This is a genomic window from Flavobacterium soyangense (assembly GCF_015277675.1).
GTDB classification, from domain to species: domain Bacteria; phylum Bacteroidota; class Bacteroidia; order Flavobacteriales; family Flavobacteriaceae; genus Flavobacterium; species Flavobacterium soyangense.
In genome coordinates this window covers 18498-39726 of the sequence record NZ_JADHEC010000023.1, presented here as the reverse complement: position 1 = coordinate 39726, position 21229 = coordinate 18498, and the positions used below count along the sequence as shown (strand labels likewise).

General features: G+C 34.8%; 14 protein-coding genes. 7 read left to right on the top strand and 7 right to left on the bottom strand.

Annotated elements, in window-relative coordinates; all coding sequences use genetic code 11:
• Positions 1 to 487 precede the first annotated feature (487 nt).
• The 6 genes from IR213_RS10820 to IR213_RS10795 form a co-directional block, all read right to left on the bottom strand.
• The gene (locus IR213_RS10820) at positions 488 to 745 is read right to left on the bottom strand and encodes a DUF6952 family protein (RefSeq protein ID WP_194312337.1); all 258 of its coding nucleotides are present in this window, start codon (positions 743 to 745) and stop codon (positions 488 to 490) included.
• A 2-nt stretch (positions 746 to 747) separates the two neighbouring features.
• A complete protein-coding gene (locus tag IR213_RS10815) occupies positions 748 to 1056 on the bottom strand; it encodes a thioredoxin family protein (RefSeq protein WP_194312336.1) in 309 nt (102 codons plus the stop codon).
• 18 nt (positions 1057 to 1074) lie between these two features.
• Positions 1075 to 1713: a peroxiredoxin gene (locus tag IR213_RS10810; protein ID WP_194312335.1), complete on the bottom strand. Its 639-nt coding sequence runs from the start codon at positions 1711 to 1713 to the stop codon at positions 1075 to 1077.
• A gap of 137 nt (positions 1714 to 1850) precedes the next feature.
• Complete coding sequence (locus IR213_RS10805) at positions 1851 to 3455, bottom strand: glycoside hydrolase family 3 protein (protein ID WP_194312334.1); 1605 nt, start codon at positions 3453 to 3455, stop codon at positions 1851 to 1853.
• Positions 3456 to 3465: 10 nt separating this feature from the next.
• Positions 3466 to 4737: an MFS transporter gene (locus IR213_RS10800; protein WP_194312333.1), complete on the bottom strand. Its 1272-nt coding sequence runs from the start codon at positions 4735 to 4737 to the stop codon at positions 3466 to 3468.
• Between the two features lie 15 nt (positions 4738 to 4752).
• Positions 4753 to 6276 (bottom strand): glycoside hydrolase family 10 protein, encoded by a 1524-nt coding sequence (locus IR213_RS10795; RefSeq protein WP_194312332.1) that lies wholly within the window; start codon positions 6274 to 6276, stop codon positions 4753 to 4755.
• A gap of 237 nt (positions 6277 to 6513) precedes the next feature.
• Between IR213_RS10795 and IR213_RS10790 the strand changes: the two genes are divergently transcribed.
• From IR213_RS10790 to cmk, 6 genes are all read left to right on the top strand, one after another.
• Positions 6514 to 9426, top strand: coding sequence for an FAD-binding and (Fe-S)-binding domain-containing protein (locus IR213_RS10790; RefSeq protein ID WP_194312331.1), 2913 nt, complete (start codon positions 6514 to 6516; stop codon positions 9424 to 9426).
• A gap of 181 nt (positions 9427 to 9607) precedes the next feature.
• Complete coding sequence (locus IR213_RS10785) at positions 9608 to 11539, top strand: amino acid permease (protein ID WP_194312330.1); 1932 nt, start codon at positions 9608 to 9610, stop codon at positions 11537 to 11539.
• A 133-nt stretch (positions 11540 to 11672) separates the two neighbouring features.
• Positions 11673 to 12980, top strand: a complete 1308-nt coding sequence (locus tag IR213_RS10780; protein ID WP_194312329.1) for an MFS transporter — start codon at positions 11673 to 11675, stop codon at positions 12978 to 12980.
• A gap of 298 nt (positions 12981 to 13278) precedes the next feature.
• Positions 13279 to 15729 carry an endopeptidase La gene (lon, locus tag IR213_RS10775; protein WP_194312328.1) on the top strand — a complete coding sequence of 817 codons (2451 nt, stop codon included), beginning with the start codon at positions 13279 to 13281 and terminating at the stop codon, positions 15727 to 15729.
• 164 nt (positions 15730 to 15893) lie between these two features.
• On the top strand, positions 15894 to 16913 hold the full coding sequence (gene porQ / locus IR213_RS10770; RefSeq protein ID WP_194312327.1) for a type IX secretion system protein PorQ: 1020 nt from the start codon (positions 15894 to 15896) through the stop codon (positions 16911 to 16913).
• A 7-nt stretch (positions 16914 to 16920) separates the two neighbouring features.
• Positions 16921 to 17601: a (d)CMP kinase gene (cmk, locus tag IR213_RS10765; protein WP_194312326.1), complete on the top strand. Its 681-nt coding sequence runs from the start codon at positions 16921 to 16923 to the stop codon at positions 17599 to 17601.
• A 102-nt stretch (positions 17602 to 17703) separates the two neighbouring features.
• Here cmk and IR213_RS10760 read toward each other — a convergent pair whose 3' ends face one another.
• Entirely contained in the window at positions 17704 to 20277 is a 2574-nt protein-coding gene (locus IR213_RS10760; RefSeq protein ID WP_194312325.1) for a glycoside hydrolase family 3 N-terminal domain-containing protein, read from the bottom strand.
• Between the two features lie 155 nt (positions 20278 to 20432).
• On the opposite strand from IR213_RS10760, the gene IR213_RS10755 reads away from it, so the two are divergent.
• Complete coding sequence (locus tag IR213_RS10755; protein WP_194312324.1) at positions 20433 to 21179, top strand: NUDIX hydrolase; 747 nt, start codon at positions 20433 to 20435, stop codon at positions 21177 to 21179.
• Positions 21180 to 21229 lie beyond the last annotated feature (50 nt).

Below are 21229 nucleotides of genomic sequence, written 5' to 3'. Positions count from 1 at the left end.
AGTTTAAGGCATTGTCAACTCCGACAAGAATAGCAATAATCGAGTATTTGTTTGTTGTTTATATGTGTATTTGTGGAGATATTGAAAAAACTTGCCTGTGGGAGGAACTTCAACCGATGTAGTAATTATCAATTGCATATTAAACTTGGTTCCAAACAAACAAAAAAGCTTTCAGTGAAATCTACCGCATTCTTATAAAAAAAGGTGGACACTTCAGTATTTCAGATTTCGCTGTTATTAGGTGTATTGCCTGAAAAGAAAAAAAACGCTACCAAAATGAATGCTGGTTGTTTGGCTAATGCCATTAAAAAAGACCACATTACCTCAAACCACAAGCTAACCCCAAATCAAATGCATTACAAAATAATAATAACCTATAAAACTAAAAAACAGCATCAAAAAACGTTTTTGATGCTGTTTAATTTATCAATTATTGTCTAATAATCTGTATCAATTATTTAGGACTGGTCAAATTAATAAAGCAAATCTATTTATCGATAGAACCCAGAACACGCTTCATAAAAGTATTCAAAGCCTCTTTTTTATCCATTCCGCCCTTGATCATTTTGTGAACTTCAAGTGCTCCGTACATATTGGAAATTAGCTCCCCAATAACGTCCAATTCTTCATCTTTCAGAGTAGAAAGTTCAGTCAAAGTTTCTAAAACTTCAATGGTTTCCACAAGATAATCCTGATCATTTTCTTCGATGAATTGAGACAAATGTTTGATAATGGGTAATTTCATAGTTATTTGATTTCGTTAACCAATTCTGCTAAAATTTCAGCTTTATTGGTTTGGGTTTCGTTAACTAATTTTCCATTAACAAAAGTTGCGAATGTAGGCAGGTTACTCACATTGGCCAGTTTTCTGGATTCTGGAGAATTCTCGGCATCAATCAAAACAAAAGCCAAGTGTTCGTTTTCAGAAGCCATTTTCTTGAATTTGGGTTTCATAATGCGACAATTCCCGCACCATGAAGCTGAAAACTGAACAATTACTTTTTCATTATTGGAAACTAAGTCCTGTAAAGTATCTTCGTTTAATTCGATTAACATATTTCTTTATTTAATGAATTAGTGGGAACCTAAATAAGCTGCAGTACTGTTTCTGTCTGCGTGCATAGCATCTTTTCCTTCTTCCCAGTTTGCTGGACATACTTCACCTTTTTCTTGAACGTGCGTATAAGCATCAACTAATCGTAAATATTCTTTGACGTTACGGCCCAATGGCATATCATTTACACTTTCGTGGAAGATTTTTCCCTCTTCATCAATTAAGTAAGTGGCTCTGTAAGTTACATTTGAACCTTCAACAATCACTGAATCAGTTTCGTCGCTGTAGCTGGTAGACTCGATATCTAGAATTCCAAGAATGTTCGAAAGGTTACGGTTAGTATCTGCAAGGATTGGATAAGTAACACCTTCTATTCCTCCATTGTCTTTTGCTGTGTTTAACCATGCAAAATGCACTTCATTAGTATCACAAGAAGCTCCTATTACGATGGTGTTTCTTTTTTCGAATTCTGGCAAAGCCGCCTGAAAGGCGTGTAATTCCGTTGGACAAACGAATGTAAAGTCTTTTGGATACCAAAACAATAATACTTTTTTGTTATTTTTTGTAGCTTCTTCGAAAATGTTGATTTTCAAATTATCACCCATTTCTGAGATGGCGTCTACTGCAATACTTGGGAATTTTTTTCCTACTAATGACATTTTTGTATGATTTTAAGTTGTTATTTTTTTATTTGAAACAAAGGTAATTCAAAACACTTTCTGTGAATATAAATAGTAATTATAATTTTTTATATTATAATAGTTTAAAGTTATGAAAATTTAATATTCAATAATAATTACTTATTCAATCCCTTTACCTTTACCGGCAAAGTTCCTCTACATTTCGAGTTTCTGAGTAATTGACGTGCCGCACTTTCTTGGAATTCCTTAAAATCCTGATACACTTGGATAATGCCTAAAGTATATTTTAAATTTGGAATTACCTTCAAAGCATAAGGATTTCCAAAAATGTATAAAATGCATTTCTTCTTGGAAAATAAATCTCCTAAAAAGGTCAAAACTGTATCTTCGATTTCAAAATTGTGTAAAGGTTTTGCTTTGGGCACAAAAAGCGAGATTAATAAGGTGTCATAATCTTTTAGCTTTTCGGTCAGTTCTTGAATCGTATCTTTATCTCCTGTTTCGAGAGCAAATTTTGGAGAAGGCAAAACTATGGACAATGATTTGAAAAAGAGGTTGTCAGGGTTTTTATAAAGACTTAATTTAGCTAGTTTTTCATTGTTCTTGGCTTCAAATAAGTGTAAACTATTGTTATTGTCTTTGATTTTGGTAGTGCTTTTATCAGCAATTAAACGATTTAAAATAGAAGTGGTTTCAAAATCAAATTTGCCCTGAGGGTCTGTGTTTCCATCAATAATTCCTGCTTTTTGTTTGCATTTCCACAAACGGTTGAAACTGGCTTCAATGCGTTCAGGTGTGGCATTTTTGAGGATTTCCTGTATGCCTTCGGTCACGTTTTCGGCAAAACACAACACATCGTTTCCGGCATTGAAGGCTTCCCATTCCAGTTGCCCTTTTTTGTCATACAATTTTGAAACGCTGTGCATATTCAAAGCGTCCGAAATCACCAGACCATCATAACCTAATTGAGTTCTTAAGATGCCTTCAATAATTGGTTTCGACAAGGTTGCCGAAGTGTTTTTGCCATCATTCAATGCAGGAACGGCCAAATGTCCAATCATAATCGAATCGACATTATGCTCGATTCCTTTGATGAAAGGAACCAATTCGTTTTCCATTAATTCTTCTAAAGTTTCTTCTAAAATGGGCAATCCCAAATGAGAATCTATGCTGGTGTTTCCGTGACCAGGAAAATGTTTTAAACATCCTAAAACGCCAACTTCATTTAAACCACGTAAATATTCCAAGGCTAAATTGGCGACTTTTTCTTTTTTTTGACCAAAAGAACGGTAGCCAATTACGGGATTATTGGGATTGTTGTTGATGTCTGCCAGAGGCGCTAAATTGTAATGAATCCCTGCTGCTTTTAAGTCCAAACCAGTTTGTTTTCCCACTTCATGAGCCAAATATTCGTATCGTTCCGGCAAAGCACCAAGTGTTATTGCATAAGGATATTGTGGCGTATTTTCGACCCGCATCGCCAATCCCCATTCGGCGTCAATACTCATCAAAAGTGGAGTGGAGGCACATTTTTGAAATCGTACGATGAGTTCTTTTAATCGATCAAAACTAGTATCGTTGTGTTCAACTTTTTTCTTAGATTCATAGTTAGTTGCAGCACTGGCTCGACTGTGAAAAAATGTCAACCCGCCAATGTTATGTTCTTTAATTAAACGCTCAATTTTCTGAATGTTTTCTTCGGTGTCGTTGATGAAAACGGCCGGAAAAAAGAATTGTCCTATTTTTTGTTCTAATGTCATACTTAGAGATTTATGCTTCTGATTTTTTTCCAAAATCCTTTGGAAAGATTAAAAAACGAGAAAGAATTAACCCTGGGACCGTGGCGCAAAGCACCCAAATAAAGAAACTGGCATATCCCAAATATTCCTGAATATATCCGCTCAACATTCCCGGAAGCATCATTCCTAATGCCATAAATCCAGTAGCAATAGAGTAGTGGGAGGTTTTCGATTCGCCATCGGCAACGTAAATCAGAAACATCATAAAGGCGGCAAAGCCAAATCCATATCCAAATTGTTCGCAAATAACTGTGGCATATACATAGAAAATTGAAGCAGGATGAAAATGAGAGAGCAATATAAACCCGATTATTGGTAAGTGCATCGTCAGAATCATAGGCAGCATCCATTTACCAAGTCCGTCTTTGGAGATTGCAATTCCTCCTAAAATTCCGCCAACAACAAGAGCACTAACACCAAAGGTGCCATATATAAGTCCAATATCTTCAGTAGTTAATCCCATTCCGCCCAATGATTTTTCATCAAGAAGAAAAGGAGTCAGCATTTTTAATAATTGAGATTCTCCCAGTCTAAATAACAAGATGAAAGATAGAACCAAACCAATTTGCTTCTTTTGGAAAAAAGAAACAAAGACTTCCCCGAAACTAATTTTGGGTTTTGATTCAGTTGGTTCTTCAAGGATTTTTGTTTCAATTCGTGGTGTCGAAAAATAATTATAAATCGTTATTGCTGCCATAATGAAAGCAACAATGACCATAGTATATGACCAAGCTTTCGTTTTATCACCATATTTTTCTTCCAGAAAACCGGCAATGATTACGATTAATCCGTTTCCGGTAAGCAAAGAAAGACGGTAAAACGTGCTTCTGATTCCCAAGAAAAAAGATTGTTGTTCTTTGGCCAAAGCCAACATGTAAAATCCGTCACTGGCAACATCATTCGAAGCGGAAGCAAAAGCGGCTACCCAAAAGACAGCCAAACTCAATACGAAAAAATTGCTCATCGGAATCGTTAATCCAACAATCAGAAAAGCAATAGAAATCAACAATTGCATGGCTAAAAACCACTTTCTTTTGGTGGAATATAAATCAATAAACGGACTCCATAACGGTTTGATTACCCAAGGTAAGTACAGTAAACTGGTGTAAATTCCAATATCTTCATTACTGATTCCCAGATTCTTGTACATAATCACCGAAACTGAAATAATAATAGCGTAAGGCAGGCCAGAAGCAAAATTTAATACGGGTATCCAAAACCAGGGTTTAGAGTCAATTTTCATCTATTTTTTAATGGATTAATTTATTATGGTTGCAGCACTTTCATTGCCATAATAATCGATGAAGGTGATGGCGCACGTATTGTTTTCATCTGGTTTTTTCATTGGAATAGAGACAAAAATTGAATCGCTTTTTGAATCCAAAGTTATTTTTTCAATGATTTGACTCGGATTATTGATATCAATATTAAATGTCTTTTTGGCACGATAAACCATGATGTAACGTACTTTGCTGTTCAATGGATATTTAATGGAAAAGCAAGAAGTGTCCATGTCTTTTTCAATCAAGTTTATCGTTGGAATATCAATCATACTCTTCTTTGAATTGGGAACAGCAAACGGAAGCGCAGGATATTTATATTGATTCGCCGACAATAATTGGGCAACAGCCTGATTTTTATTCACAAACGATTTGGCACTGAAAAAGGCATTTCCCTGAACGTTTTTATAGGTTCGGGTAACATTGATCTGATTCGGAATTTCATTTGGATTATTCCATTTTTTATCGGAATCACTGTTGATTTTATAGGTCCCATTTCCAATGTAAATAGCCGTGTTTTTTGAATTCTCAGACCACCATTTCAATAATTTTGAGTAAGAAGCTTTAGGATGATCCAAACTCCAATACAGTTGTGGAACGAGATAATCAATCCAGCTATTTTCCATCCAGGCCAATGGATCTGCATATAAATCGTCATAATTAGTTTGACCGGATTCTGTGTCAGAACCTTTTGGATCTACGGATTTATTGCGCCAAACTCCAAACGGACTTATGCCAAATTGCACCCAAGGTTTGATGCTTTTTATGGAAAGGGAAACATTTCTTACCAGATTATTTACGTTGTTTCGCCTCCAATCTTCCAGACCAAGTCCGGAACCATATTTTACGAATGAGGCTTTGTCGTTAAATACTTCACCTGTTACTTTATACGGATAAAAATAATCATCAAAGTGAATGGCATCGATGTCGTAATTGCGAACCACTTCACTCACCACGGCAATTAAATGATTCTGAACTTCAGGTAAAGCCGGATTGTAATAATATTTACCGCCATATTTAATCATCCATTCGGGATGAGTATAGAAATCGTGAGTGGGACTTAAAATGTCTGTTCTTAAATCCATCGTGGCACGATAGGGATTGAGCCAAGCATGAAATTCGAAACCTCGGGCGTGAGCTTCAGTAATCATCCATTCCAGCGGATCAAAATAAGGGCTTGGTGCTTGACCTTCTTTTCCGGTCAAATATCGTGACCAGGGAGCCAATTGGGTTGGATAAAAAGCATCGCCACAACTTCTAATTTGAACGATTACAGCATTATAATTTAGTTTTTTATAGGTGTCTAAAATCTCAATAAAATCGGCTTTTTCTTTTTCGACTGCATCAATATTGCTCTTTGGCCAGTCAATATTAGCCACTGTAGCTATCCAAACCGCCCTAAATTCGTTTTTGGGATTTGTCGCTGTTTCCTGAGCATTTCCATTCGAAAAGGAAAGTATAAATAGGAAAAACTGTAACAGTAAAGACTTGTATTGATTCATTTTTAATCTAATTATGTAAAAGTCAAAAGTAGTTTTTTTGGTGAAATTTATCATATAAATTATTCATAAAATTCAACTTTGCTTATTGCAGCAATTTCTTTGCCAATTCTTTTAGGAACATTTTTGAAATAAAGTCCTCTCATTTGCTGCATACTTCAAAAGATTTCAATTTTTCTTATTTGTTTATCAAATTTTGAAGTGCTATATTTTATATTTGTCAATAATATTATTTGAATTATGCCAAGCCAATTTCATTTACAGCAATTATCAGAATCTTTAGAAGGAAAACTTCTTTTTGACGACCTCCATAAAACAATCTATTCTACTGACGCCTCAACTTATAAAATTAGGCCTATTGCTGTAGCTTATTCAAAAACCAATGAAGATATTGTCAAGTTAATTCACTTTGCAACCAAAAATAAAATATCGCTTACGCCAAGGACTGCTGGAACTTCATTAGCAGGACAAACGGTTGGAAATGGAATTATCGTGGATGTTTCGAAACATTTTACCAAGATTATTTCTTTCGATGCGGCAAAAAAAACAATAACCGTTCAACCCGGAATCATCCGGGATGAACTTAATATATATTTAAAACCTCACGGATTATTTTTTGGTCCAAATACTTCCACCTCAAATCGGTGTATGATGGGAGGAATGGTAGGAAATAATTCTTCGGGAACGACTTCGATTCGATACGGAGTGACACGCGATAAAATCGTGGAGATTAAAGCCATTTTGAGTGACGGGTCACTAGCTGTATTCAATGAAATTTCTTCAGCTGATTTCGTCGAAAAAACAAAAGGCAATTCGCTCGAAAGTAAAATCTATAAGACCATTTATGAGGAACTTTCGAATGAAGAAAACCAAAAAGAAATTGTAAAGGAATTTCCAAAACCAGAGATTCACAGGAGAAATACTGGATATGCAGTTGATTTATTGTTGAAATCAGATTTGTTTTCTGGTTTGGAACCAACAATAAATCTGGGTAAATTACTTTGTGGAAGTGAAGGAACTTTGGCTTTTACCACAGAAATTACCTTGAGAGTGGATGATTTGCCTCCAGCCAATAATATTATGGTTGTTGGACATTTTCATACCATTCAGGAAAGTTTAGAAGCCGTTGTTGTGGCGATGAAACATCATCTTTATACTTGTGAAATGATGGATGATACGATTTTAGACTGTACCAAAAACAATCGGGAACAAGCCAAAAACAGGCTTTTTATTGAAGGAAATCCAAAAGCGATTATGATGTTTGAAGTAGCTTCGGATTCAATGGAAGATGCCGAAAATCAAGCTAATGCTTTAGTTTCTGATTTACAAGACGGTAATTTTGGTTATGCTTTAATAAAATTGTACGGAGCCGATATTGATAAAATCATCGAACTCCGAAAAGCGGGTCTGGGACTTTTGGGAAGTATCGTTGGCGATAATAAAGCTGCCGATTCTATTGAAGACACTGCGGTTGAATTGAGTGATTTGCCCAATTATATAGCCGAATTTGCAGCGATGATGAAAAAGTACGGTCAGGATGCGATTTATTATGCACACGCGGGAGCAGGAGAATTGCATTTGCGCCCGGTGTTGAATTTAAAGAAAAAAGAAGATTTAGTCCTTTTTAGAACCATCGCCACCGAAGTTGCACATTTGGTAAAAAAATATCGAGGGTCGCTTAGCGGAGAACACGGTGACGGAATAGTTCGCGGAGAATTCATCCCGTTTATGATTGGCGAAAAAAATTACGAATTATTAAAAAGAATCAAATCCGCTTTCGATCCTAATGCCATTTTAAACATTGGTAAAATCGTGAATACTTCAAAAATGGATGAAAACCTTCGGGTGGAGTCGGGAAGGGTGGAACCAGATATTCAGACGATTCAGGATTTTTCGGATAGTATGGGAGTTTTACGATTGGCAGAAAAATGCAATGGTTCCGGCGATTGCAGAAAATTACCTTCGGCCGGAGGAACTTTGTGTCCTAGTTATCGGGCCACCAGAAACGAAAAAGATACGACTCGGGCTAGAGCCAATGCACTTCGAGAATACCTCACTAATTCTGAAAAAGACAACAAGTTCAATCATAAGGAATTGTATCAAGTTTTTGAATTGTGTGTAAGTTGCAAAGCTTGTGCGAGCGAATGTCCAAGCAATGTTGATGTAGCAGCTCTAAAAGCGGAATTTTTGTACCAATATCAAAAAGCAAATGGATATTCCATTCGGAACAAAATCTTTGCCAATAATTCCAAATTAAATCAATTTGGCAGTTTGATTCCGAGTTTTACGAATTTTGTGGTAAACCTGCCATTCGTAAAGAAAAGTATGGGAGTGGCTACAAAAAGAGAAGTTCCTTTACTAGCCAAAATTACTTTTAGAAAATGGTATGAAAATTACCAATCAAAAACACAAAAACATTCCTTTCCAAACGGAAAAGTCTATTTGTTTTGTGATGAGTTTACAAATTATTATGATGTCTCTGTTGGAATTGATGCCTTTGAATTATTAACGAAATTAGGGTATAAAGTAGAAATAGTCCACCACGAAGAAAGCGGTAGAGCTTATATTTCAAAAGGTTTTCTGGAAGAAGCACAGGCTATTGCCAATAAAAACGTGGCTATTTTCAAAGACTTAGTTTCCGAAAACACACCTTTAATTGGAATCGAACCTTCGGCAATATTGACTTTTAGAGACGAATACATCCGATTGTCAAAAGACAAAGAAAGTGCCGAGAAAATTTCTAAAAACACACTTACCATTGAGGAGTTTTTCAAAAAAGAAATTACTTCAGGAAAAATTCATTCTGAGCAATTTTCCAATGTTGAAAAAACGATAAAAATTCACGGACATTGTCATCAAAAATCTTTGAGTTCAGTTGAAGCTACTTTTGCGATGTTAAATTTACCCAAAAACAGTTCTGTTACCATTTACAATTCGGGTTGTTGTGGAATGGCAGGATCTTTTGGATACGAAAAAGAACATTATGATATTAGTATGCAAATGGGAGAAGATACCTTGTTTCCAAAAATCCGTGCAACAGACTCCGAAACGGCTATTGCGGCTGCGGGAACGAGTTGTCGTCATCAAATTTTTGATGGTACCAATAGAAAAGCCTTGCATCCTGTGACTATTTTGAGAGCTTGTTTGAAATAAAAAGGATACTATTTTTTAGCATAAATTTTTGAGTTTAAAACTTTAAAATAAAAATAGTATCTCAAAACTTTGTAAATTGAAATTGTTTTATATATTTGGGATTTTAAAATAATTTACATAATAATCAAAATAAAATTGTAAAATTTACAATATATTTATTTTTAACGATAAAATTTACAACATGACGTTTTCAAGTTTATTCAGAAAAAAGACAGTTCAGGACATTTTAAAACAAGTGGCAAAAAATGAAACCGATGGACATAATGCTTTAGGCAAACACCTAACGGCTCGCGATTTGACAGCTTTTGGTATTGCCGCAATTGTGGGAGCCGGTATTTTTAGCACAATTGGTAAAGCCAGTGCCGATGGAGGTCCAGCTGTTATTTTTCTTTTCTTGTTCACTGCGATTGCTTGTAGTTTTGCTGCTTTTGCTTATGCTGAATTTGCTTCGATGGTTCCCGTTTCAGGAAGTGCCTATACCTATTCTTACGTCGCTTTTGGAGAAATTATAGCCTGGATTATTGGTTGGGCCTTAATTATGGAGTATGCCATCGGTAATATAACGGTCGCTATTTCTTGGAGTGATTATTTTACGGGCTTGCTGGATAGTATGGGAATCCATTTGCCGCAATGGGTCCAAATGGATTATTTAACAGCTTCGAATGGTTTTAAAGATGCCACAGCTTTGATGCAGGGAGGTAAAACTTTCGAAAATCTGAGTTCGGGTTTACAGGCATCCTATACGGCTTGGACAACGTCACCGGTTATTGGCTCTTTTCATTTTGTAGCTGATTTACCAGCATTGCTCATCATTATTTTAATAACGGCTTTGGTGTATCGCGGTATGAAAGAATCCAGAAATGCCAGTAATTTGATGGTTGTAATTAAATTATGTATCGTACTTTTAGTAATTGCTGTAGGTGTTTTTTACGTAGATACAGCAAATTGGCATCCTTTTGCTCCAAATGGAGCGGCTGGTGTTTTGAAAGGAGTTTCGGCAGTTTTCTTTGCTTACATTGGTTTTGACGCAATTTCTACTACAGCAGAAGAATGTAAAGATCCGCAACGGGATTTACCAAAAGGAATGATGTGGGCCATTATTATATGTACCATTTTATATATTGCAATTGCATTAGTATTAACAGGAATGGTAAGCTATAGTGAGTTAAATGTGGGTGATCCTTTAGCTTTTGTATTTGATAAATTGCACTTAAAATGGATGTCTGGAATTATTGCGGTGAGTGCAGTTATAGCGATGGCAAGCGTTTTGCTGGTTTTCCAAATGGGGCAACCTAGAATTTGGATGAGTATGAGTCGTGACGGATTGTTGCCAAAACGTTTTTCTAAAGTGCATCCAAAGTTTAAAACGCCTTCTTATGCAACTGTAGTTACCGGTTTTGTGGTTGCAATTCCAGCCTTGTTTTTGAATCTGACAATGGTAACTGATTTGTGCAGTATTGGAACTTTATTCGCCTTTGTTTTGGTTTGTGCAGGAGTATTGGTTTTGCAGAATCAAACAGATATTCCTCGCGGAAAATTTAAAACACCTTATGTAAATTCAAAATACATTATGCCTTTTTTAATTGCCATTGGATTGTTTTATTCTTTTGGATACAACAAAAAAGCAACGATGGATTTTTTGACTAATGAGACTCAAATAAAAAATTCAGCGGATATAATTACTTCTTTAGATAAAGATCATTTTGCAAAAGTATATGATTATTTAGTAAGTATTGATGCTAAAAACAGTACTACTGATACACCAGATTTAGAACTTATTTTGAATCAATACCAACAAGATGATATAAAATATGCTGCTGTAATAAAAGGCTTGCCTGTTGATGATTATCACAAGTATGAAAGTGGTTTTAGCTTGTTTAAACACAAAATTCCAATGTGGGTTTTCTTGATTGTTTTGTTTGGATTGACGATTTGGTCCAATAGACAAAATTTATCACTAATTCCTTTACTAGGCTTGATTTGCTGCTTGTATATGATGGCAGAATTAAGCGTTTGGAACTGGATATATTTTACAATTTGGTTGCTTATTGGGCTATTGATTTACTTTGGCTTTAGCCGAAAAAACAGCAAGTTAAATCTTCGTGAAGCATAAATTCTCTTAATTGAAAATTATTTAATTGCCAAGAATTTTATTTTTAAATTCTTGGTAATTTTTTTAATGGTTCAGTACAAATTAAACTTTAGTGAATTGTTTTTTGCTATATTTGAAATCATAAATAGTACAAATGCAAAATTTACCTAAAGGGAGTCCTAAATTAATCAATGCCTGGGCATTTTATGATTGGGCAAATTCAGTTTATTCGTTAGTAATTGCCACAGCAGTTTTCCCTATCTATTATGAGTCTGTGACCAGCGGAAATGACGGAATGGTAAATTTTATGGGAGCATCAGTTCTCAACAGTTCTCTATTATCCTATTCGTTGTCTTTTTCGTTTTTAATTGTTGCTTTTTTATCTCCAATATTATCAGGAATTGCTGATTATTCAGGAAATAAAAAGAGTTTTATGAAGTTCTTTTGTTACCTGGGTGCACTCTCTGTGATGAGTTTGTTTTTCTTTAAAGACCAAAATACATTATGGATTGGAATTCTTGCAACTATCTTGGCAAGTATTGGTTTTTGGGGAAGCATCGTTTTTTATAATTCGTATTTACCGGAAATTGCTTTCCCTGAGCAACACGACAGAGTAAGTGCTAAAGGATTTATGCTTGGGTATGCAGGTTCGGTGCTTTTATTGACTTTTAATTTGACGATGGTAATGAAACCCGAATGGTACGGAATAACAGATCCTACTTTACCGGCGAGAATTTCATTTTTATCTGTTGGTATTTGGTGGATGGGTTTTGCACAAGTAACATTTCATTTTTTACCCTCTAATATATTCAATAAAAGGCCTAGAAAAGATTTTATCTTTAAAGGAATAAGAGAGCTGAAAGTGGTTTTGGTAAGTTTAAAAAAATTAACTTCTTTGAAACAGTTTTTAATCGCTTTTTTTCTTTATAGTATTGGAGTTCAAACTATTATTTTATTGGCAGGAATATATGGAAAAGTAGAACTAGGAATAGAAACAAGTCAATTAATCATTACTATTTTATTAATTCAATTGGTGGCCATTTTTGGGGCTTATCTCTTTTCCAGAATCTCAGAAAGCATTGGAAACATAAAAACCTTAAAATTGACCATTGCCATTTGGGGTTTTATCTGTTTTGCAGCATATTTATTGGATAAGGATAACAAGTATATTCATTTGCAATTTTATTCACTTGGCGGAGCGATAGGAATGGTGCTTGGTGCAATTCAATCTTTGTCGCGTTCCACTTATTCTAAACTATTACCAGAAACCGAAGACCATACAACATACTTTAGTTTCTTTGACGTTACCGAAAAAATCGCCATAGTTTTAGGGACTTTTATATTTGGTTTTGTGGGTTCAATAACGAATTCAATGCGAAATTCTATTTTTATCCTTGCTGTTTTCTTTTTGCTGGGCTACATTGTGCTTAGTTTTATGAAGAAAATAGAACCTGTAAAATAATAGTTAGCTAATTATTTACTTCCAATGAAGAGTAGCTTCAGGTGATTCGTTTAGACAGAGCTATTCTTTTCTGAGTTTAATCTTTCCAACTTTAATTTGGTAAATAAAATGGATTTCCAAAGCCACACTTTAATAGGAATAATCTATTTAGGACGGTTTTTGGCATAATGATTGTCAGTTTTTAATGTTAAGCAAATATTATGCATCTTATATCGATTTTATTGAAATTTATGCTACTGATGCCTTATATTTGTTATATTAATGAACATATTTAATGACAAAAAGACTCAAATAACAAATGTCGCAACATAAAATACTTACTATTGACAATTTGTCACTTCAGGAATTCGATACAGATACTGATTTAATTCCATTATTGACTCCGGAAGATGAGGAGGAAATGAATAATGAAGAATTGCCGGATTCATTGCCTATTTTGCCATTGCGAAATATGGTTTTATTTCCTGGTGTAGTTATTCCCATTACGGCTGGACGCGATAAATCCATAAAATTGATTAATGATGCTTATGCCGCCGGAAAAATCATTGGCGTTGTAGCTCAAAAGAATGAAGATGTTGAAGATCCTACAAAAAAGGATGTGCATAATATAGGAACTGTAGCTCGAATTTTGCGAGTTCTAAAAATGCCTGATGGAAATGTTACCGTTATTCTTCAAGGGAAAAAGCGTTTTTTAATAGAATCTGTTGTTTCTGAAACTCCTTATATTACAGCCAGTATAAAAGAAGTTGAAGAGAAAAGACCTGGAAAAAAAGATTCAGAATTTTTAGCAATAATTGATTCAGTTCGGGAGTTAGCCATTCAAATTATAAAGGAAAGCCCAAACATACCAAGTGAGGCCACATTCGCAATTAAAAACATTGAAAGCCAATCGTTTTTAATCAATTTTGTGACTTCAAATATGAGTTTGTCTGTTGAGGAGAAACAAAAGTTATTGTCGATTAATTCTTTGAAAGAAAGGGCACTCGAAACACTTCGTTATATGAATACTGAGTTGCAAAAACTCGAATTAAAAAACGATATTCAGTCTAAAGTTCGTTTTGATTTAGACCAGCAACAACGAGAATATTTTCTTCATCAGCAAATGAAAACCATTCAGGAAGAATTGGGAGGCGTTTCGCAAGAAGAGGAAATGGACGAAATGAGCCTGAAAGCCAAAACCAAGAAATGGGACGAAAAAACGCAAAAGCATTTCGAAAAAGAATTGGCTAAAATGCGCCGAATGAATCCACAAGCACCTGATTTTGGTATTCAAAGAAATTATTTGGACTTGTTTTTAGAATTGCCTTGGAACGAATATTCAAAAGACAATTTTGATTTAAAAAGAGCACAAAAAATTCTGGACAGAGACCACTTTGGTTTGGAAGATGTCAAGAAAAGAATGATAGAACATTTGGCAGTGTTAAAATTGCGAAATGATATGAAATCCCCAATAATCTGTTTGACAGGACCTCCGGGTGTGGGTAAAACATCCATTGGAAAATCTGTTGCCGAAGCTTTGGGAAGAGAATATGTGAGAATATCTCTTGGCGGTTTGCGTGATGAAGCAGAAATTCGAGGTCATCGAAAAACCTATATTGGCGCAATGCCGGGACGAATTATTCAAAGTTTGAAAAAAGCAGGAACCTCAAATCCGGTTTTTGTTTTGGATGAAATCGACAAATTATCAAATAGCAGTCAAGGAGATCCATCATCAGCATTATTAGAGGTTTTGGATCCGGAACAAAATAACTCCTTTTATGATAATTTTCTTGAAATGGGTTATGATTTATCAAAAGTGATGTTCATTGCCACTTCAAATAATATGTCGGAAATTCAACCAGCCTTGAGAGACAGGATGGAAATAATAAAAATGTCGGGTTACACTATCGAAGAAAAAGTCGAAATTGCCCGTCAGCATCTGCTTCCAAGACAATTGAAGGAACACGGGATGACTTCTAAAGATTTAGTTGTTGGAACAAAACAATTAGAAAAAATTGTGGAAGGTTATACTCGTGAATCTGGCGTTCGTGGTTTAGAAGCAAAAATTGCACAAGTGATTCGTAATGCGGCCAAATCAATTGCGATGGAAGAGGAGTACAACAAGAAAGTAACCAATGAAGATATTGTGAGAATTCTTGGTGTTCCAAGATTGGAAAGAGACAAATATGAGAGCAACGATGTTGCAGGAGTTGTAACTGGACTGGCTTGGACAAGTGTTGGCGGTGATATTCTTTTTATAGAATCTTTGATTTCTCCAGGAAAAGGAGGGATGACTATTACGGGGAATTTAGGTACTGTAATGAAAGAATCGGCAACAATTGCTTTGGAATATATCAAAGCCAATGCAGAATTTTTAGGCTTAAATCCGGATATGTTGTCAAAATACAATATCCATTTGCACGTTCCTGAAGGAGCAACCCCAAAAGATGGTCCAAGTGCGGGGATCGCAATGCTGACATCATTAGTTTCGGTACTTACACAAAAGAAAGTGAAGAAAGGTCTTGCGATGACCGGCGAAATTACATTACGCGGAAAAGTATTGCCCGTGGGTGGATTAAAAGAAAAGATTTTGGCGGCCAAAAGAGCCAATATTAAAGAAATTATCCTGTGCCACGAAAACAAAAGCGATATAGACGAAATAAAACCCAAATATATTGAAGGATTAACGTTTCATTATGTGAAGGAAATGAGCGAAGTTTTGAAAATTGCCATTACTAATCAAAAGGTAAAAAACGCAAAAGTATTATAAACAAAGCTTTTTAATACAATTCAATTCCATCCTGAAGCCTTAGGATGGAATTTTTTATTTGATTTAGAATTTGCCTAGAAACTTCATCAGGAAAACAAGAATTTTTACCATTATAATTTTATCTTCGCATTTGCGTTTTATTATACAGAATACCTATTTAAAGTATGCAAAAAAAACTTTTAATTCTCTTTTTGTTTTCGATTTGCACTGTTACCTACAGTCAAATAGGAGGTAAGTATATTTATCAGTTTTTAAACTTGGTTACATCGCCAAGACAGGCGGCTTTAGGCGGTAAGACGATTACTATTTATGATGATGACGTCAATCAGGCTAATTTCAATCCTGCTTCAATAAATCAGGAAATGGACAATCATTTGGCTCTGAATTACGGGAGTTATTTTGGTGAAGTGACTTATGGAACTGCTTCTTATGCTTATACTTATGACCGCCATTTGCAAACTTTTCAGGTGGGAATAAATTATGTGAATTATGGCAAATTCGATGGTTATGATGAAAATGGTCAGACCACTTCTCAATTTACTGGGAGCGAAACCGCACTTTCATTTGGATATTCTTATAATGTCCCCAGTACAAATCTTTTTATAGGAGCTAGTGGGAAATTGATTTCTTCGACTTTAGAAAGTTATAATTCCATTGGTGGAGCGGTCGATTTGGGAGCTATTTATATAGATGAAGCTAACGATGTTAATTGGGCTTTGGTAGTTCGAAATATTGGAACACAATTTACAACCTATAATGGCATAAACGAAAAATTGCCATTGGAAATATTGGCTGGAGTTTCACAAGAATTGGAAAATGTACCTATCCGCTGGCATCTTACCTTGGATAATTTGCAGCAATGGAATATTTCATTTTCTAACCCGAATCAGGCAGAATCATCATTGGATGGAAGCACAATCGAGAAGAAGACATCCATTTTTGGTAATGCTTTGCGTCATACCGTTTTTGGAGCGGAGTTGTTTCCAAAAAAATCGTTCAATCTAAGATTGGGATATAATTTTAGAAGAGCCGAAGAATTGAAAATTTTGGATCAACGAAATTTCTCCGGAATTTCTGTTGGTTTTGGACTGAAATTTAACAAAATAAAATTCAATTATTCGTACTCAAAATATACCTTAGCAGGAAATACGAGTTTGTTTGGTTTAACTATTAACTTACAATAAAACTATTTTGAATAAAAAAATTACCATTGCTATTGACGGATTTTCATCTACAGGAAAAAGCACTTTGGCCAAGGAATTAGCCAGGTATTTGGGTTATGTATATGTTGATACTGGAGCAATGTACCGTGCAGTAGCTTTGTTTGCAATGCAAAAGGGATATATTGGTGCAGCTTTTTTTGATAAAAAATCACTTATTAAAAGTTTACCTTTCATAAAATTAACGTTCAAATTCAATCCTGATTTGGGATTTGCCGAAATGTATTTGAACGATGTCAATGTAGAAAAAGAAATACGCACTATTGAAGTTTCCAGTTATGTGAGTAAAGTTGCAGAAATTTCGGAAGTGCGATCAAAACTAGTCGAACAGCAAAAGGAGATGGGGAAAAATAAAGGCATTGTTATGGATGGAAGAGACATTGGCACCGTAGTTTTTCCTGATGCAGATTTAAAAATATTTATGACGGCAAGTCCATTGACCCGTGCCCAAAGGCGATTTAAAGAACTACAAAAAAAAGGAGATAATGTGACTTTTGATGAAGTTCTAAAAAACGTTGAAGAAAGGGATTATATTGATACCCATCGTGAGGATTCTCCGCTTGTTAAGGCAGAGGATGCAATAGAATTTGATAATTCAAATATTTCGAAACAGGAACAATTTGAAAAAGTATTAAAATTAGTCAATATTTAGAATTGTAGTACAGTTTTAATAAGTATTTAAGCCCCGCAAAATTGCGGGGTTTTTTAAGAGCTACTTCTTTGCAGCAGTTGTATAAAGAATTTGATGCACCGACTAATGTTTCAAATCTGAAAATTTGGTATCAGAAGCAAACGAAGAATTTGTTTTTTCAACAATTAATTCTTTGGCTAAAGAAAAACTCGCCGTTTGTTTGATGTTTGATGATGATGTTCCAATGGCTACTTTATAAGCACCAGCTTCGGCAATCCAAGCATTTTTAGCAGTTACAAATGAAGCCAAATCTTTAGGGTTTATGGTTAAAGTAATTGTTTGACTTTCTCCGGGTTGTAATAATTTTGTTTTGGCAAAAGCTTTCAATTCTGAACTTGGTTTGTCAATATTTTTTGATGGAGCCGAAAGATATAATTGTACTACTTCTTTTCCTGCTGTTTTACCTGTATTTTTTACCGTTACAGTAGCAGTTAATTTGTTTGCAAAAGTTGCAGCGCTTAATTTCAAACCAGAAATATCAAAACTTGTATAAGATAATCCGTAACCAAATTCATAAGATGGTTTTACGTTGAACGTATTAAAATAACGGTAACCCACATAAATTCCTTCTTCATAATTTACGCTTGTTGGATTTTCGGCAGGTGTTCCAATCCAGTTTTTAGCTGAAGGTGTATCTTCATATTTTACAGGAAAAGTCATTGTCAATTTTCCGGAAGGAGTTACTTTTCCAGAGAGAACATAGGCTACAGAATTTCCACCTTCCTGACCCGGTTGCCAAGGCAAAATAATGGCATCAACTTTATCTTTCCAACTTGCAGTTTCAATTACACCACCAATATTTAGAATTACAACTACTTTTTTTCCTTTTGCGTGAAAAGCTTCGGAAACATTGTTTATTAAATTTACCTCATCAGCAGCTAAATTAAAGTCTTCTTCAATATTTCTGTCAGCTCCTTCGCCAGCATTTCTGCCAATTGTTATTAAGGCTGTTTCTGATGTATTGGCTTTGTTTTGAATGGTTTCTTTTGATAATTCTAATTCAACAATACGTTTTGGAGTTGCCAATAGTCCACCATTTTTTTCACGGCGGTCCATTTCTATTGCTTTTTGCTCAACAACATAAGGTTGATATACCGCTTCTAATTCTTTGTCGATTGTATATGATATTATTGGTTTTTTTGGAGTATTTTTTTCTTTTGATAAATCTCCAGCCGAATTATTTTTTAAGTTTATTTTATTAAGATCACTATTTGTTAATGATTTTGTATCAGCATTTGTTAAACCGTCAATCAAAGAAATTGTGTAGGCTTCATTAACATCACCACTTCCGGTACCTCCTGAAATAAAATCATAAGAAGTTATACCAAAAACAGCTAATTTTGTTGATTTAGAAGAAAGTGGTAGCGTATTACTATCATTTTTTAATAAAATAGTTCCTTCGGCAGCGGCTTGTCTGGTCACTTCGGCATTTGCTTTCAAATTTGGCTGGTCAGAATATTTGTAATTATTCATTGTGGGCGATCTCATTACCAATTCTAAAATACGGGTTAAATCTTTATTTATCACTGCTGCGGTTAATTTGCCGCTTTTTATATTGTCTAAAATGGCTTGTTTTTGATTAGGTAATCCAGGCATTAATAAATCATTCCCAGCCGATAATTGCGTAGTTACATCGCTACTAGGAGTTTCTTTTTTTAATGGCGCTATAAAATTTAGGTAACCACCAAACCAATCAGTCATCACTAAGCCTTTAAAACCCCATTCATTTCTTAATACGGTTGTCAATAAATCTTTTCTTGCAGAAGTATAAGAACCATTAACTAAGTTATAAGAAGACATAACAGTCCACGGTTGTGCTTCTTTTACAGTGATTTCAAAACCTCTTAAATAGATTTCACGCAAGGCTCTTTCGCTAATATGAGCATTTACACCCATACGATTGCGTTCCTGATTGTTTGCTGCGAAATGTTTTACCGAAGTTCCAACCCCATTCGATTGAATACCATTTACGATTGCCGCTGAAATTTTACCTGTCAATAATGGATCTTCAGAATAATATTCGAAGTTTCTGCCGCACAATGGATTTCTGTGAATATTCATTCCAGGTCCTAGTAAAACATCTATTCCATATTCTTTCACTTCGTTACCCATTGCTTTTCCAACATTGTTGATTAATTCCGTATTCCAAGTGGATGCCAATGCGGTTCCAACAGGAAAAGCCGTTCCGTAATAGGTTGCTGTTGAATTGACGCGAGTAGGTTTAATTCTCACTCCAGCAGGACCATCAGAAACCGTAACCGATGGAATTCCCAGTCGTTTAATTTCAAATGTTCCACCAGCAGCTCCAGGTACTTTTCCTTGAAAGCCTTCAGTCGTAAATTTTAAAGTAGTTAAATCAAATCCTGGCATTCCAATTCCGATAAGCATACTTGCTTTTTCATCATCGGTCATTTTGCTTATCAAATCTTGAATCCTGTCATTCATAGGAAGGCGTGTATCTTCATATTTATCTAATTTTCCGTTTTGATTTAAATCAGAAAAGGTAAACCCGTTAATAGTTATTAAAGGTTTGTTTGTGTCTTTAGTCCCCGGATTTTTACTCCAAGAAATTCCAGAAACAACTAATGTTGAAAGAAGCGATATTTTCGCAATTTTCGAAAATGAGTAATTTTTCATAAGGTTAATTTAGTTAATAGTAATTCATTGCTTCATTATGAAGCAATATTAATTTTATTTTTTAATATTTGCAAAAAAAATATGTTTTTTTTATAAATAGTTTGGCAAAGTGAAAGTTAGCGTCAATTTTGTATTTTCGCATTGAATTTGTACTTATGGAGTTTAAAAGAATAATTGAAGAAAAATCAAAAAAAGCATGGGAAATCTATATCCCTCATTTGTCTATTGACTGCGTCGTTTTTGGATTTCAGGATTCAAGTTTAAAAGTTTTGGTTACCAAAATGAAAGAAAATAATCTTTGGGCACTTCCTGGAGGCTATGTGTTAAAAACGGAGAATATTAAAGAAGCTGCTAACAGAATTCTTCATCAAAGAACTGGAGCAGACAATATTTATTTGCAACAATTCAGAGTTTTTAGTGATTTAAATCGTTCCGAAGGTTTTTTTGAGAATTTTGACAATACGATATGGAATAAGCAACGATTCCTCTCGATAGGATTTTATGCCTTAGTTGATTATTCAAATGTAAATCTAGTTATTGATGAAATCTCTGATGCCTGCGAGTGGAAAGCGATTGATGAATTGCCAGAACTGATGATGGATCACCGGCGTATTTTTGATAAAGCTTTAAGTACACTTCGAAAACAATTAAACCATAAACCTATTGGTTATAATTTATTGCCCGAGAAATTTACTATGCCCGAACTTCAAAAATTGTATGAAATTATTTTGGACAAAAAACTCAATCGCGGGAATTTTTACCGAAAAATTCTGCGTTATGATATTCTAATAAAATTGGACGAAATCCGAAAGGGAGGCGCACACAAAGCACCAGATTTGTACCAATTTGATGTAGAAAAATTTCAGTTGGCTTTAGAAAATGGTTTTAGCGAGGGTTGGTAAATAATCGGAAACAACCAGCAATAAAAAAGCACTTTACGGTTAAAATAAAG